The organism is Halomonas borealis, assembly GCF_004798905.1.
GTDB classification, from domain to species: domain Bacteria; phylum Pseudomonadota; class Gammaproteobacteria; order Pseudomonadales; family Halomonadaceae; genus Halomonas; species Halomonas borealis.
The window spans coordinates 267,607-282,730 of record NZ_SDMO01000002.1 but is presented as its reverse complement, the minus strand read 5'-3'; the positions used below and the strand labels follow the sequence as shown (position 1 = coordinate 282,730).

At 64.8% G+C, this 15,124-nt stretch carries 13 protein-coding genes; 2 read left to right on the top strand and 11 right to left on the bottom strand.

Annotation, left to right across the window (positions count from 1 at the left end; all coding sequences use genetic code 11):
* Positions 1–369: 369 nt before the first annotated feature.
* The 3 genes from ETC07_RS04280 to hexR all read right to left on the bottom strand — a co-directional run bounded on the left by ETC07_RS04280 (position 370) and on the right by hexR (position 4,299).
* Positions 370–888, bottom strand: coding sequence for an Hcp family type VI secretion system effector (locus ETC07_RS04280; protein ID WP_136247262.1), 519 nt, complete (start codon positions 886–888; stop codon positions 370–372).
* Between the two features lie 219 nt (positions 889–1,107).
* Positions 1,108–3,306, bottom strand: coding sequence for a DNA helicase II (gene uvrD, locus ETC07_RS04275; RefSeq protein ID WP_136247261.1), 2,199 nt, complete (start codon positions 3,304–3,306; stop codon positions 1,108–1,110).
* 132 nt (positions 3,307–3,438) lie between these two features.
* Positions 3,439–4,299 carry a transcriptional regulator HexR gene (gene hexR, locus ETC07_RS04270; protein WP_136247260.1) on the bottom strand — a complete coding sequence of 287 codons (861 nt, stop codon included), beginning with the start codon at positions 4,297–4,299 and terminating at the stop codon, positions 3,439–3,441.
* Between the two features lie 200 nt (positions 4,300–4,499).
* Here hexR and ETC07_RS04265 point away from each other — a divergent pair, with 200 nt between their 5' ends.
* Complete coding sequence (locus ETC07_RS04265; RefSeq protein ID WP_136247259.1) at positions 4,500–4,709, top strand: PA3496 family putative envelope integrity protein; 210 nt, start codon at positions 4,500–4,502, stop codon at positions 4,707–4,709.
* 86 nt (positions 4,710–4,795) lie between these two features.
* Here ETC07_RS04265 and ETC07_RS04260 read toward each other — a convergent pair whose 3' ends face one another.
* From ETC07_RS04260 to ETC07_RS04225, 8 genes are all read right to left on the bottom strand, one after another.
* Entirely contained in the window at positions 4,796–6,142 is a 1,347-nt protein-coding gene (locus ETC07_RS04260) for a sodium-dependent transporter (RefSeq protein WP_136247258.1), read from the bottom strand.
* Between the two features lie 329 nt (positions 6,143–6,471).
* Positions 6,472–7,338 carry a DUF72 domain-containing protein gene (locus ETC07_RS04255; protein WP_136247257.1) on the bottom strand — a complete coding sequence of 289 codons (867 nt, stop codon included), beginning with the start codon at positions 7,336–7,338 and terminating at the stop codon, positions 6,472–6,474.
* A gap of 246 nt (positions 7,339–7,584) precedes the next feature.
* Complete coding sequence (locus ETC07_RS04250; protein ID WP_168709162.1) at positions 7,585–8,577, bottom strand: nuclear transport factor 2 family protein; 993 nt, start codon at positions 8,575–8,577, stop codon at positions 7,585–7,587.
* Between the two features lie 109 nt (positions 8,578–8,686).
* On the bottom strand, positions 8,687–10,207 hold the full coding sequence (locus ETC07_RS04245) for a sodium/pantothenate symporter (protein WP_136247255.1): 1,521 nt from the start codon (positions 10,205–10,207) through the stop codon (positions 8,687–8,689).
* A gap of 18 nt (positions 10,208–10,225) precedes the next feature.
* The gene (locus ETC07_RS04240; protein ID WP_136247254.1) at positions 10,226–10,492 is read right to left on the bottom strand and encodes a DUF997 family protein; all 267 of its coding nucleotides are present in this window, start codon (positions 10,490–10,492) and stop codon (positions 10,226–10,228) included.
* A 421-nt stretch (positions 10,493–10,913) separates the two neighbouring features.
* Positions 10,914–11,921, bottom strand: coding sequence for a nuclear transport factor 2 family protein (locus ETC07_RS04235; protein WP_136247253.1), 1,008 nt, complete (start codon positions 11,919–11,921; stop codon positions 10,914–10,916).
* A gap of 168 nt (positions 11,922–12,089) precedes the next feature.
* Positions 12,090–13,109, bottom strand: coding sequence for an ester cyclase (locus tag ETC07_RS04230; RefSeq protein WP_136247252.1), 1,020 nt, complete (start codon positions 13,107–13,109; stop codon positions 12,090–12,092).
* Positions 13,110–13,485: 376 nt separating this feature from the next.
* Complete coding sequence (locus ETC07_RS04225; protein ID WP_136247251.1) at positions 13,486–14,013, bottom strand: ester cyclase; 528 nt, start codon at positions 14,011–14,013, stop codon at positions 13,486–13,488.
* Between the two features lie 146 nt (positions 14,014–14,159).
* Here ETC07_RS04225 and ETC07_RS04220 point away from each other — a divergent pair, with 146 nt between their 5' ends.
* Positions 14,160–15,005, top strand: a complete 846-nt coding sequence (locus ETC07_RS04220; RefSeq protein ID WP_136247250.1) for a helix-turn-helix domain-containing protein — start codon at positions 14,160–14,162, stop codon at positions 15,003–15,005.
* Positions 15,006–15,124 lie beyond the last annotated feature (119 nt).

The window sequence follows — 15,124 nt, the reverse complement described above, 5'->3', positions numbered from 1 at the left end:
GCGCGGCTGGCGAAACGCACCCGCAGGTGGAAGGGCGCCGACAGCGCCTCCTCATGGGTGAAGTCGATCACCGCCGGGTCGGCGTCGATGCCGGTGAGGCTCAGGGTAAACTGCAGTCCATTGGCCTGGGTCATGGCATCCCTCCTGGAGGCCGTATCCGTTCCTGGGGCCGCCGGCGCGCGGGGAGCGGCGACGAGGGGTGGTGACGCGAGCATATCGCCGAGACGCGCCATCGGCGGCAGGCATCAACGCTCGCGGGCCGAGCCCTCGGCAAACGCTGATGTCTGCCGCCGCCAGGGCCGAAGCCCTGGCGACGAACACGGTGCCCACCGGCACGAGCCAGGCGGACACCGAGGGTGGTGCGGGGCCTCAGGCCTCGACCGGCGCGCGCCAGTCGTCGGAACCGGAGGTGCCGGCGACGGTGTGCTCCCAGTCGATCTTGCGGTAGGCCACGGACACGTCCATCAGCTGGGTGAACTCGGAGCTGTTGGAGTCCTGGGCATGCGGCATGCGCAGGTTGATGTCGACGATGGTGGCATCGGTCAGGGAGGTGGTGAAGAAGTGCTCCTGCTTGCCTTCCACGGAGGTGCGGTACCACTTCAGCTCGACGTTGGGCAGCATCTCGCCGGAGGCCAGGGCGTTGTACATCAGCGGCACGGCCTTGTTCAGGGCCACGGTGAAGATGAACGGCTTATGGGCACGCTGGCCGGACGGCTGACCGGACTGCGGGTCGGTCGGCACGGTGACGATGTGCTTGAATTCCTGCACCAGCATCTGGTCTTCGTGGCCTTCGACATAGATGTTGCCGACGGACTCAGGCGTGAAGGCACCGGCGGTGATGTTGCCCTGGGTCTGGCCTTCGATGCTGATATAACACGGTGTAGGCATGGGTCTGCTCCTTGACGTTGAGTAACGATGTCCGATGGACACCCGAAATAGAAGCACGGCCTGTGCCACCACTCCGTTTCTTCCAATTAATCAGATGGTTGAACAAATCACCGACGGAAAGACTCATCAAATTTAGGCAACTTCTTGCCCAGATCGAGCAAGAAGTTGCCCAGTGAGCAACTTCTTGCCTGATCGGGATGGGCTCTTGGCGACATCCGGCTACAACGGCGTGAGCTTGGCGAAGCCCAGCACCAGCCACTTGTCGCCCTCGTCCTCGAAGCTGACCTGCACTCGAGCGCGTTCGCCCTTGCCTTCGGCGTTGAGGATCACGCCTTCGCCGAATACCGGGTGGCGGACTCGCTGGCCGAGCGACAGCGAGGGCAAGTCGGCGCCGCCGTCGACGTCCTCCTGGCGCGGCCCGGGGCGCGAGGCGGTGACCGGGCGCGAGATCTGGCCACGCAGGCGTACCTCCTCGAGGCAATGCTCGGGCAGTTCACGCAGGAAGCGCGATGGCCGCTGGAAGGTCTCCTTGCCGTGCAGCCGGCGCAGTTCGGCGTGGGTGAGGTAGAGCTTCTGCATCGCCCGGGTCAGCCCGACATAGCATAGCCGACGCTCCTCCTCCAGGCGGCCGGGCTCTTCCATCGACATCTTGTGCGGGAAGAGCCCCTCCTCGACGCCGGCCACGAACACCACCGGGAACTCCAGGCCCTTCGCCGAGTGCAGGGTCATCAGCTGCACGCAGTCCTCGAACTCGTCGGCCTCGTGTTCGCCGGCGTTGAGCGCGGCCTCGGCGAGGAACGCCTCCAGGGCGGCCATGCCCTCGCCCGCTTCCACCGTCTCCAGGGCGTCTCCTTGGGTGAAGGCCTTGGCGGCGGTGACCAGCTCCTCGAGGTTCTCGACCCGTGCCTGGCCCTTCTCGCCCTTCTCGTTGCGATGGTGCTCGACCAGCCCGGTGCGCTCGTTGACGTGATCGATGATCTCGTGGAGCGCCATGCCGGAGGTCTCGTCGTCGAGCCGCTCGATCAGGTCGGCGAAGGCCTTCAACGAGGACACCGCGCGACCCTTGAGCGAGCCATCGAGCTGGGCGTCGTGCAGCGCCTGCCACAATGAGATGCTGGTATGACGCGCCCGCTCACGCAGCACCTCGACGGTGCGAGTGCCGATGCCGCGCGCCGGCACGTTGATCACCCGTTCCAGCGAGGCATCGTCGTCGCGGTTGAGCAGCAACCGCAGGTAGGCCAGGGCGTTCTTGATCTCGAGGCGCTCGTAGAAGCGCTGCCCGCCGTAGATGCGGTAAGGCACGCCCTGGCGGATCAGCGTTTCCTCGATGACCCGCGACTGGGCGTTGGAGCGATACAGGATGGCGATCTCGCGGCGCACCATGCCCTGCTCGACCTTCTCGCGCAGGGTGTCGACGATGAAGCGCGCCTCGTCCAGGTCGTTGAAGCCGCCGTACAGCGAGATCGGTTCGCCGCGCTCGCCGTCGGTCCAAAGCTCCTTGCCCATGCGCTCGGTGTTGTGGCTGATCAAGGCATTGGCGGCGTCGAGGATGGCGCTGGTCGAGCGGTAGTTCTGCTCCAGGCGGACCGTCTTGGTGGCCGGGAACTCCTCTTCGAAGCGGCGGATGTTCTCGATCCGCGCGCCCCGCCAACCGTAGATCGACTGGTCGTCGTCGCCGACCACGGTCATCGGCGTGGTCATGCCGGTGAGAAGCTTCAGCCAGGCGTACTGCAGGGTGTTGGTGTCCTGGAACTCATCGACCAACACGTGGCCGAAACGCTCCTGGTAGTGGGCCAGCAGCGCCGGATTGTCGCGCAGCAGTTCGAGGCCCCTGAGCAGCAACTCGCCGAAGTCGACCAGGCCGCCGCGCTCGCAGGTCAGCTGGTAGTGCTCGTAGAGCTCGACCAGCTGCGCCATGTAGGCGTCGCCGTGGGCATCCACCTGGTGCGGGCGCAGCCCTTCCTCCTTGCAGCCGGAGATGAACGACTGCACCTGGCGTGGCGGGAAGCGCTCGTCGTCGACCCGGTGGTCCTTGATCAACCGCTTGATCAGGCGCAGCTGGTCGTCACCGTCGATGATCTGGAAGTGCTGGGGCAGGCGCGCGTCGTGCCAATGGGTGCGCAGCAGGCGGTGAGCGATGGAGTGGAAGGTGCCGACCCAGACGTTGCGCAGCGAAATGCCCAGCAGCGCCTCCAGGCGGGTGCGCATCTCGCGGGCCGCCTTGTTGGTGAAGGTCACCGCCAGCACGGCGTAGGGCGAGAGCCCCTCGGCCTGCATCAGCCAGGCGATGCGATGCACCAGTACCCGGGTCTTGCCCGAGCCGGCGCCGGCCAGCACCAGCATGTTGCCCTGCGGGGCACTGACAGCATCGCGCTGGGCGGGGTTCATGTGGTCGAGAATCGCCGTGACGTCGTCCATAGCGGGAAGGCATCGCTGCTCGGGAAATGGCCCGACAGCTTACCACAGGGGCGCGACGCTCGAAGGCCTCGTGCTTGACCGGGCCTTGGCCCCAGGAGTGCAGCCCCACGGCTTCCGCGCCGATCGCGCAACTCAGGACTCGTCCGGCTCCGGGTAACGCAGCGGGTTGAGGCTCTTCTTCACCGACTTGAGCTGCTCGGCGAGCCGCGGCCCGCGCGACTTGGCCACTCCCACCGCCAGCACGTCGATCAACACCAGGTGGGCGACGCGCGAGCTCATCGGGGTATAGATCTCGGTGTCCTCGTGGACATCGATGTGCAGCGGCAGGGTCACCTCTCCGGCCAGCGGCGAATCGCTGGGGCACAGGCCGATCACCGTGGCGCCGGCCTCGCGGGCCAGGCGCACGCTGGCCACCAATGCCCGGGTGCGGCCGGTCTGGGAGATCGCCACCACCACGTCGCCCTCCTTGAGGGTCACCGCCGACATGTTCTGCATGTGCGGGTCGCTGTAGGCGGCGGTGGAGATCTGCAGGCGGAAGAACTTGTGCTGGGCATCGAAGGCCACCGCCCCGGAGGCGCCGAAACCGTAGAACTCCACCCGATTGGCCATGCCCAGGGCATTGATCGCGTGGCTGAGGGCATCGTTGTCGAGGCGGTCGCGCACCGACAGCAGGGTGCCTACCGTGGAATCGAAGATGCTCTGTGAAAACTCGGCCACCGAGTCGCTGTCGTTCATCGAGAACTGGGCGAACTGACTGCCGGTCGCCAGCATCTGCGCCAGCTTGAGCTTGAAGTCCTGGAAGCCGTTGCAGCCCAGGGCCCGACAGAAGCGCACCACCGTCGGCTCGCTGACCTTGGCCTCGGTGGCCAGGTCGACGATGCGCATGTGGATCACCTCATCGGGGTTGCGCAGCACGAAGCGGGCCACCTTCTGCTCGGAGCGACGGAGATCCGTCATGCGGCGTCTCATTTCATCAAACAGGCCAAGGCTCACATGGCACTCCTGGTCGGCGGTTGCACGGGGTCCGCCCACAGTATGCCCCAAGCGGAATGCTCATGGGCAGCGCGACAGCGAGAGTATCGTTGACATTCTTATCTTCATCATCCTGTCAAGAGGCGTATAGTAAACATTGCCGTGCCGTGCCGCGTTCGCCAACGCTGCCGGCATCCTCAAGGCAGACAGGAGAATCGATCATGCGTAATGTCGAACGCTTATCCTCCGTCAAGAGCGAACTCCTCGACATCTTCATGAGCATGGAAGTCGTCGAACACGAGCATCGCTCCCGCGACGCCGCCCAGCGCAACCTGCGCGCCCGGCGCGGTATCGAGCTTCACGAGGAGTTCAAGCGCCTCAGCCAAGACATCGCCGAACTGCCCGGAGACGACGCCGACGAGGTGCACTGACCCCGGCCATGCTCCCCGAACGCAGAGAGCCCCGCACGGGGCGGGGCTCTCGAGCGCGGGGAGCGAGCCCCGGTATCGTCGTCGCCTCAGAGGCTGGTGAAGAACACCACCGCCACGCCGATCGGCGCGATGAAGCGAGTGATCAGGCTCCACAGGCTGAAGTCGTAGACATCCATGCCGAGCTCGCGGCGCACGCTTTCCTTGTCGAGGAACCAGCCGGTGAAGACGATGGCGCCCAGGCCGGTCAGCGGCAGCATGAACTTGCTGGTCAGCTTGTCCAGCAGGTCGAAGACGTTCAGGTCGAACAGCACCGGGCCGCTCCACAGGTTGAACGACAGCAACGCGGCGATGCCCAGCGCCCAGGCGGCCGCACCAGCCACCACCGCAGACGCCCCGCGGGACAACGGCGTGCGTTCCTCGACGAACTCCACCACCGGCTCGAGCAACGAGATGGCCGAGGTCACGGCGGCGAAGGTCAGCAGCAGGAAGAACATCAGGCCAAGCACGATACCGCCGCCCATCTGACCGAACGCCAGCGGCAGGGTGACGAAGATCAGGCCCGGGCCGGAGGCCAGGTCGAGATTGTTGGCGAACACCAGCGGGAAGATCGCCAGGCCGGCACCCAGCGCGATCACGGTATCCATGATCACCACGGTGCGGGCGGTCTTGAGCAGGTTGACCTCTTCGCCCAGGTAGGAGCCGTAGGCCATCATGATGCCCATGCCCAGCGACAGGGTGAAGAAGGCATGGCCCAGGGCCGCCAGTACGGTCTCGCCGGAAAGCTTGCTCCAATCCGGGTTGAACAGGTAGGAGACAGCCTCGCCGAAGTGCCCGGTGGTCATGCCGTAACCGACCAGCACCACCAGCAGCACGCCCAGCGCCGGCATCAGCAGGCGAGCCGCGCTTTCCAGGCCCTTGGTCACGCCGCGCGCCACGATGCCGATGACCAGCAGCATGAAGACCGAGTGGCCGGCCAGCAGCAGGCCGGGGTTGCCCAGCATGTCATTGAACAGCGCACCGATGCCGTCGGCGCCCTGGCCGCTGAAGGCGCCGGTGACCGAGTTCAAGGTGTAGTACAGCGACCAGCCGCCGATCACGCTGTAGAAGGACAGGATCATGAAGGCGCCGAGGATCCCGCTGATGCCGACCAGCATCCAGGCCTTCGACCGGCCGGCGGAGGTGGCCAGGTCGGCCATGGCGTTGGCGGGGTTGTTCTGCCCGCGGCGGCCGATCATCCATTCCGTCACCAGGATCGGCAGGCCGATCAGGGCGATGCTCAGCAGGTAGACCAGCACGAAGGCCGCGCCCCCGCTCTCGCCCACCATATAGGGGAACTTCCAGATATTACCCAGGCCGACCGCCGAGCCGGTGGCCGCGAGGATGAAGCCCAGCCGGGACGACCAGTTCGCGTGTTGCTTTTGCTTGAGGGACATAATTCACCTTGAAGGGTCGTGTCGCCATCGATCGATCGGATGCGATGACGTTCTGATTGTTGTCGCCACGTCCACGCTGTGCCGGATCTCGGCACATCGCATTCAAGGGCATAACGTATGCCAAGCAGGATCACTACCAAGGCTACGTTTCCACTCGGGGTATGACGGTGGAAACCGCAAGGAGATATCGCGACACATCACAGGGGTTAGGCGCGAAGGACCCCGATATCCGATGGCAAGTGACGAGCGAGGCGTAACATATCCGATCAGCTACCCGGAGACCACCCATGACGGCCAATACCCGGCCGCATGGGGTGGCACTCGGCGATTCAGAACAGAGCGGCCTGTCGCTCGCCGGCAAAGGCGGCCAGCGGCGGCAGATCGGCCCGTTCCGCCAACGACTCGAAGAGCCGGCGGGCCAGCTGAGGCGCCCGGCGATTGTCGGCGGTATGCACAAAGAGGAAAGGGGTTTTCCCCTGTTTTATCCACAACGCCAGACGATCGATCCACGGGGTAAAGTAGTCGATGTTGATGGACTCATCAACATGACCGATGAAACGCACCACGGGAAATTCTCCTGTAGAAATCACGTGTAACGGATGCTTCGGCTTCTCGTGATGGGCCCTCTGCAGCCCCGGATGATCACCGGCAGCGGTGGCAAACAGCGGGCGAACGTCGAGCATGACGCGGTTCGCCCCGTGACTTATCAACAACCTGTTGAGCGCCGTCTCGGCCGTCCCCTTGTGGAAAAACTCACGGTGACGGACCTCCACCGCGCAAGGCAGCCAAGCCGGCCAGCGTTCCAGCAGTGCCTCGAGCCGGGGCAGCTCCTCGATGCCGAAGTCGCGCGGCAACTGCACCAGCAGCGGGCCCAACCGATCGTGCAGCGGCGCCAGTGCCGCCAGGAAGTCGTCGAACGCCGCGTCGATGCCCACCAGCCGACGCTCGTGGGTCAGCATGGCCGGCAGCTTGAAGCAGAAGCGGAAGCCGGGCGGCGCCTGACCCGCCCAGGCATCGACCGTCTCGGCACGCGGCGCCCCACTGTAGAAGGTGGTATTGCCCTCCACGCTGGAGAATACCCCGGCGTAGTCGCTCAGCAGCGTCTCGTTACCCCCATGGGGAGGATAGAGGCCGCCGCGCCACTCGGGGTTGGCCCACATCGGCAGGCCCAGATACAGGCGTTGTGGCGGCAGCATCGAATCTCATCCTGGCGATCGTCGCGATAACGAACCGACCCGCCGGGCGGGGTCGGAGACCTCGCGTGCAAGAGACCTGGCGGGCGCAAGGCCTCTGCCCGGCGACGGAACGATCGCGAGCGTCGATGGAGCGGTCCGGGAGGCGTCGCAGGGTGCCGCTATGGAGAGGCACGGCGATGCCGTCTGGCGGCCCGGGAGGCCGCCAGGAGTCTAGCGTCGATCGATGGAACAGGATAGCCGTGCGTATCAGGACAGCGCGTCGCTTTCCACCTGGTGGGCCAGCAGCTGCTTCCAGACCGCGACTTCATCGACGGTGATCCATTCCTGGGTGACCCGGCCATCGACCAGATGGGCATGGGCCGGGCCCATGATGTAGACCGGCGCGCCGGTCGGTGCGCCGAAGTGGCCCCAGCCGGAATGGGTGGCACGCATCGTCCAGCGCATGGCCAGGCGCACCGGCTGGCCCGGGTCGCGGTTGACGATCAGGTGCTCGACCCGGAAGTCGGCATCGGGGAAGGACGCCAGGTAACCGAGGCAGAAGCGGTCGATATCGCCATGGCCGTTGATGCTGTCGCCGCCGGGAATATTGAGCGTGGCCCCCGGGTGATACAGGTCGAAGATCCCGGCGACGTCCTTGTCCGCCCAGATGCGCTGCCAGCCGGCGGCGTAGCGCTCGGCCTCTTCGCTGTCATCGAACTGCGCCCGATAGGGGCCCGGCACGTCGCTCTCCGGCGTGAAGTAACGCACCTCGCCGAACAACCGCAGGTCGTTCTCGACCTGCTGCCGGGCGAGCTCCCGCGGCTCGATGTCCAGGCAGCGGGCGAAGGCGGCCTGGTCACGCACCAGCCATTCCTCGCGAACCTGATTCTCGTTGACCACGCAGTCGGCGATGATCCGCGAGCGCACCACCTTGCCGGTGGCTTCGCCGTAGGCACCGTTGCCGGTGTGGCGCATCACCGAGATCAGGCGGTGCGAGGAGAAGTAGCCGCTCTCGTCGTCGCCGGTCCAGATCACGTCCTCGCCCACCAGCTGGCGGTCGGGGAATTCATGCAGGGTCTGCAGGGTGGCCGCCGTCACGCCACCGTTGTCGGTGATGATGCCGCTCGGCGCGCGCACCAGCACATCGTCGGCGTAGTAGCGCTTGAGCTTGGGGCCGACCCCGCGGTCTTCCCAGATCTCGCGGGTGATGCCGTAGATGTAATCGGGAAAGTCCTTGAAGTGATCGTCGAAGCCTCGCATGGGCTGTCTCCTGGGATGGTTCTTCATCTGTTCATGGCTCGGCCACGGCACCCGCCATGGCACGCGATACACGACCGCCGGCGAACCGGCGGCCGCCCTGTTCTCGGCCTCACTGCACGGCGTCGTAGGTCGCGTGTCGGAGCTTGCCGCCGTGTCGGCTACGCTCGCCGAAGTAGATCTCCAGCACCTCGTTGCTCTGGCGCGGTGCCAGCCAGCTGCCTGCCACGCAGAAGGCCAGCGACAGCAAAAACGACCAGACGAAGGGGTGGACGCCCAGCAGGCTGCTGCTGCCCATGGTGGTGTACTGGATGACGAAGGACCCGAAGCCACCGATGATCCCCGCCAGGCAGCCCACACGGTTCATGCGCGGCCAGAAGATCGCCAGGATGGTCGGCCAGGCGAAGGTGGCGCCGAGGCCGGCCCCGGCGAAGACCACGATCAGCTGCAGATACTCCGGCGGATTCAAGGCCAGCGCCACGCCGATCAGGGTGATGACGAAGGTCATGACGTGGGTCAGCGTCTTGGCCTTGTCGCCGCTCAGGTCGGGATTGACGTTATGCTGATAGATGTCGCGCACCACGGCGCCGGCGGTGACCAGCAGGAACGAGCTCAGCGAGGACATGATCGCCGACACCGGCGCGGCGATGATGAAGCCCGCCAGGGCCGCCGGCAGCGCCATCATGACCGTCGCCGTCAGGGCATGGTCCGGCGACTCGATCTCCGGCAGCAGCACCCGGCTGGTGACCCCGACCAGCATGATCAGCGGATACATCAGGCACACATAGAGCCCGGTCAGCAGCGCCGCGCGCTTGAGGGCCCGGGTATCGGTGAAGGTCAGGAAACGGCTGACCAGTGCCGGCTGGCCCAGCTGCGACAGCGGCATCAGGATGAAGAACGACAGCGCGGTGACCAGCGGCAGGAAGTTATCCGGCCCCGGCCCCGAGACCAGTTCCTTGGACTCGTTGATCAGTGCCGTATTGATCTTCTCCAGGCCGCCAGCCAGATCCACCGCGAACCAGGCGGTGAGGATGACCCCCAGCAGCATGACGACGGCCTGGAAGCTGTCGGTCCAGGCCACGGCGCGGAAACCGCCATAGGCGGTATAGAGCGCCACCGAGACGGCGAAGCCGATCACCCCCCAGTGGTAGGGCAGGCCGACCACCGCCTCCAGCACGCGGGCGCCGGCGGTGTACTGCGCCACCATGAAGGCCAGGTACAGGACCACGATCATCAGCGCCGAGAGGATACCGATGGCCGGGCTCTCGAAGCGGTCACGCAGCAGGTCCGGGAAGGTCAGCGCCCCGGTCTTGCGGCCGATCTGGCCGATCCGCTTGCCGAGGATGCCGAAACCGGTGGTGATCACCACCATGAAGCCGGCGATCCACAGGAACACGCTCCAGCCGTAGCTGTACAACAGGCCCGGCACACCGATGAAGGTGCCGCCACTGGCCATGGTGGCGATCCAGGTCAGGCCCAATACCCAGGGCCCGATCTGGCGCCCACCGACGAAGTACTCCTCCATGAAGTCGCCCTGCTTGTTGCGGCGACCGCTGATGAAGGCGAACAGGAAGGTGATCGCCAGATACAGGCCGATGATGAGCGCTACCTGGGTCGAGTTTTCCGAATACATGTCGTCACTCCCGTCCTGTTACTGTTGCGGGTCATCTTCCAGGTAGAAGAAGGCGTAGAGACTGTTGGCCAGGGTGGCGGCGCCGAAGGGCACCAGGACGCCCCAGAAGATCCAGGTCGGCAGCCCCATCACGGTGGAGAAATCGTTGTGGACGTAGCCCAGCCAATAGGAAACGCCCACCGTCCAGACCAGGAATACCAGCCAGATCAGGCCGGCGACCGCCGCCTCCCGGCGGGTCCGCAGGTAATAGCGACGATCACTGTTGTTGTTCGCATCAGGGTTCATGAGAGGACTCCTGGGAAGATGGAGTGGCGAAGGCCGAAGCGGCCTCGAGGCTCATCGCCGGTCGCCTGTCGAATGGACAGAGGATATCGATGAGGGCCATGCCTCCCGGCATTCGCCGGTCGTCTGCGCGTTCGAGGTCGCGTCTTAGAGGCCATTTACTCGGGAACGGCACCATCGCCGGGCACTGCCCGCCGTACGCGAGTAGCGGGATGAACCATGGCACATAATGACTACGTATTCAATTTGGCTCAGGGATACATAATCCCTTTCCATTAACTCAGTAAACATCTGAAAAACAAAATAAAAACCACCAATCCCGTGGGATCGATGGTTCAATTGTCGCCCGGGAGAGACATCCAACTTTAGCCTAATCCAGGCGCCGAAAGACGCTCGTGCGCCCGAGTGATTCAGCCTTTGCGACTCAGCGCACCGCCACTTCCGCGGTACGCTCGAGGATGTCGATCCCCTGTTGCTTGAGCCAGTAGGGCAGATCGATCAGCACCCAGTTCTCGGCCAATTTGTCGCCTTCGCGACGATAGATATCCACCACCCGCATGTCGGCGCGAACGTCGCTGGCGGGGAGCCCCAAGAAGCCTCCGGCGGGGGTATTGGTCAGGTTGGGCCAGCCGAAGAAGCCGGCATAGTCGCCTTCGGCGAAGCGCGCCACATGGCCGTTGAAGACCTTGTCCTTGAGACCCTGGCGGAACGGATACTGGTGTTGTTCCTGATAGCGATGGATGGTGTAGGTGGCACCGATGCCCGCCGGACCATACCAGGCCATGTCATCGTGCCAGGTACGCGCCAGCAGTTCCGGCGATGGCATGTCATCGCCGCTCTGGTTGAGGGAGGTGAGGTCATCGACCATACGATTGACCAAGGCCAGGGTCTTGTCGCCTTCTGCCGGATCCTGGGTCGCGAACAGCAGGCCGTCGTGGGTCCGGGGGCCCGGGTAGACGAAGGAAGCGCCGGTCTGGGGCGGCAACGGATTGATGCCGGCCTGATGCATCACCCCGATGATGTCGCAGAAGAAACCGGATCGCGTGATCTTGCCATCCTCGATGCAGTGGAAGTCTGCATAACGCAGGAAGCCCATCCGGCGGGTCGCCGGGATCCCCAGCCAGGGGCGATCCCGCAGGCCCATGAGGTGGCCCATGCTGACCACCCAGTCGCTGCCATCGTGTTCATTGGTGCCGGCGAAGAACACGTCCTGGCGGCGCTGGACCGACGACCAGGCGGAGAGGAAGGGTCGCCAGAAGGCCTCGGCAACGGCTTCGGCGCTGCGCTGCTCGTCGAAGGGGTGCACGCCACGCCAGTGGTAGTCGGACGCGGTATAGCGGTCGATCACCTCCGCCACGCCCTCGGCGGATGCCGCGTCGAGTTCGCGGTAGAAGTCGAGAACCAGGGCCTTGTTCGTTTGATGGCATGTCATGTCGATCTCCTGAGATCTCAGCACGACGCTCGCTTGACGTCGCTGGCGAAGTTCACGATGCCGAGCGTTCCGGCATCGCGCCTGGGCAAGGGCAAAGCCCGTAAGACGTGCCCGCTGCCATGAGTGGTGACGGGCGTCGGGGCGTCGCCCAGCGGCGCCCCGCGAGGCTCAGAGGCGCGGCGGCAACGCCTGGCGCTGCGGCGTCATCTCGCGCATGCGCCCCAGCACATCCACGCCGACCTGGTGATAGATATCGAGCAGGTCGACGAGCACCCAGTTCTCTCGAATCAGTTCGCCCTCGCAGCGCCAGAAATCCAGGCTGCGGATGGTCACCCGCTGGCCGGATGGCGCGATACCCAGCCAACCGTCTGCGCTGATGGTGGCTTCCAGGGCAGGCCAGCCGAACAGGCCGACGTAATCGCCCTCGGCGAAGGCGATGTCCTCGCCCAGGGAACGTCGGTCCGGCATGCCGTTGAGGAAGGGCCGCTGATGCCAATGGCGAAAGCCCGACACACGCCGCCCCGAGCCGATGCCGGCCGGCCCGTACCAGACCATCTTGGGATGCCAGTAGTCCTCCAGGCCCATGGCCTGAACACCACCTTCGGCATGCTTGGCGAGCCCGTTGAGCATGTCGTTGACCATCTTCAGGCTCTGGGCGGCACGCTCCTCATCGCGCGGCCCCGCCACCAGGCCGTCCTGGGTCGCCGGCCCCGGGACCAGGTATTCCCGGCCGAGGCTCGGCCCCATGGGCCAGGCATTGGCCTGCATCATCAGTTCCGGAATGTCCCAGAGGGAACGCATCTCGACGATCCGCTCATTCTCGAGACGAAAGAACTCGGCATAGCGCATGGTCACGATATGCTGGGTCGGGGGGATATCCAGCCAGGGCTGCTCGAAGACTCCCGTATAGAAGCCGCCGCAGCCGATCCACTGGCTGCCGCCATCCTCTCCGGCGATGGTGATGTAGTCACGGCGCTCCAGGTCGGGGATGGCTGCCAGCAAAGGAGCATAGCCTCGCTCATAGAGCGCCCGAGGGCCCTGCATTTCCCCCAGGGGATGTGCCAGATAGATCGCGCAGTCCGGCGAAAAGAGTTCGGCCAGTTGGCCGGGCAGGGCCTCGACATCGGTGTCATAGAGGGCACTGCGCAGCCGTTCGATGACGGCCTTGTTGCGGGCATGTTGGTCCATCCGTTCGTCTCTCGCTTGCAGATGAAGGCGATGATCGCCGGTGAGCCAGCGGGTGATCAGTGATCCGCCCATGGCCCGGACATTAGGCAATGTCTGAAAACTGTCTGCGCTCGGCTATACCGCGGTAAGAATCAACGCAAAGTCCTCATTGTCACTCCGTAAACTCCGGCTTTTGACGAGCGACATCCTGTCACTCGCTCTTCGAGCAGCGGAGCTGCCCAAACCGGCCATCCCTGCCGATGTGTCGCTGATTCTGGCCTTGCGCCCCACATGAAGATGGGAAGTGCGCGAGCCCGTCTGGAGCGGGCCTAGCCCTAACCTTCGCTCGCCGACGCTTCAGATAAAGCCTAGGGATCCCGAAGGATCACCGAAGGGGTCAATCCCCGTAACGCTCGGGGCTGGCGGCGCTATCCCGAGTGTCCCAGCCATGTCCGCCGAAGGGATCGACGCCGAGCTGTTGCATGACGGCAGGGAAGTCGACCATGACCCAGTTATCGACGATCTTGCCGTCGACGACCTTCCAGAAGTCCATGTAACGGATCACCACACGCTTGCCGGTGGGCGCGATGCCCATGAATTCGCCGGAATGCACGGCTTCCTGGCGGCCGAAGGCGGCGCACCACTCGCCCTGCGTCACCCGGGCCTCATCGATGCAGACCTTGTCGGAGAAGGCCGCTTGGAAGGGGCGTTGCCAGTTTTCCTGAAACTCCTCGAGCCCCTGCTTGAAACCGCAGCCGGCATTGCCCATCCAGCGGAAGGATTCGCTGAAGAAGCGCCCCATCTGACTGATATCGTGGTCGTTCAATCCATCCACCATCGCGTCGATGGTGCCAAGGGTGTCAGCGGTCCGGGACAGGTCGTTGTCTCGGGTCAGGGCAGCCTGGGGCGGGCGCATGGCGGTCATGGTGACGCTCCTCTTTTGTAGGTGGCGAGATCAGCCCCGTCAGTCTAGGTAGCTTGGCCTTGCCAAGACATGTCAGAACGCTCTCATAAGATGTATATTTGCACCTTTCGCTTTTCTCCAATCCTCGCCCGAGCGATGAGCCGCCGATGCCAGACCCCATCTTGCTTGCGAGTAATGCCGCGCTCGACTACCACATCGACTGGTCGGCTCATCGCAGCAGCCACTGCATCAATACGGGGTGGCGGGTGCTGCCTTTCTGGGTCGTGTTGCATGTATGGCGGGGCAAGTATCACTGCCACTTCGACGCGGCCCGGCCTGGCCAGCCGGTGGTAGCGGGGCCGGGAGAACTGCTGGTCGTCCCCGCCGCCATCCGCCACGCCCTGACGTTTGATCCCGGCACCACGGCTGACGGCCTGCATCTCGACTTCCGGCTTCACCAGAATCTGGATGTGTTTTCTCTCTACCGGGTGCCAAGCCTGATCGCCGGTGAGCATGCCACGCGGGTGGGAGGCGCCGTCGAGGCGTTGACCGCCACCCTGGCGCGACAAGATAACGGCGTGGCCGGCCTGGTGGCCCGTCACGCCGCCGCCTATCGCTTCCTGGAAGAGACCCTGGCCGTCTCGCAGCCACTGCCCGAGCGGGAGCGGCGCCTGATCGGCATCGAGCGGCTACAACCCGCCCTGCGGCTGATCAACCAGCGACTCGATCAGCCACAGCGAGTCGAAGACCTGGCGCGCCACTGCTCGTTGTCGCGCAACCGCTTCAGTGCCCTGTTCAAGAAGACCCTGGGGGTGAATCCCAAGGCCTACATCGACCAGCAGCGACTGAAACAGGCGATGTCGCTACTGGTGAATGGCGAAGCCTCCATCGCCGAGATCGCCGAGCGACTGGGCTATTGCGATCCCTTCCATTTCAGCAAGCGCTTCAAGAACATCACCGGCGAATCCCCCCGGGACTACCGGCACAAGATCAGGAAGACCCTGTTCCGCTAGGCTTTCCTGGGGCCTCACGTCACGCCGAGGGAGACGCATCGTGTCCCAGGCTTTGTCTGAAACGTCGGCGAGCGAAAGCCAGGGCCTAGGCCCGCTCCAGACGGGCCCGCGCACTTCCC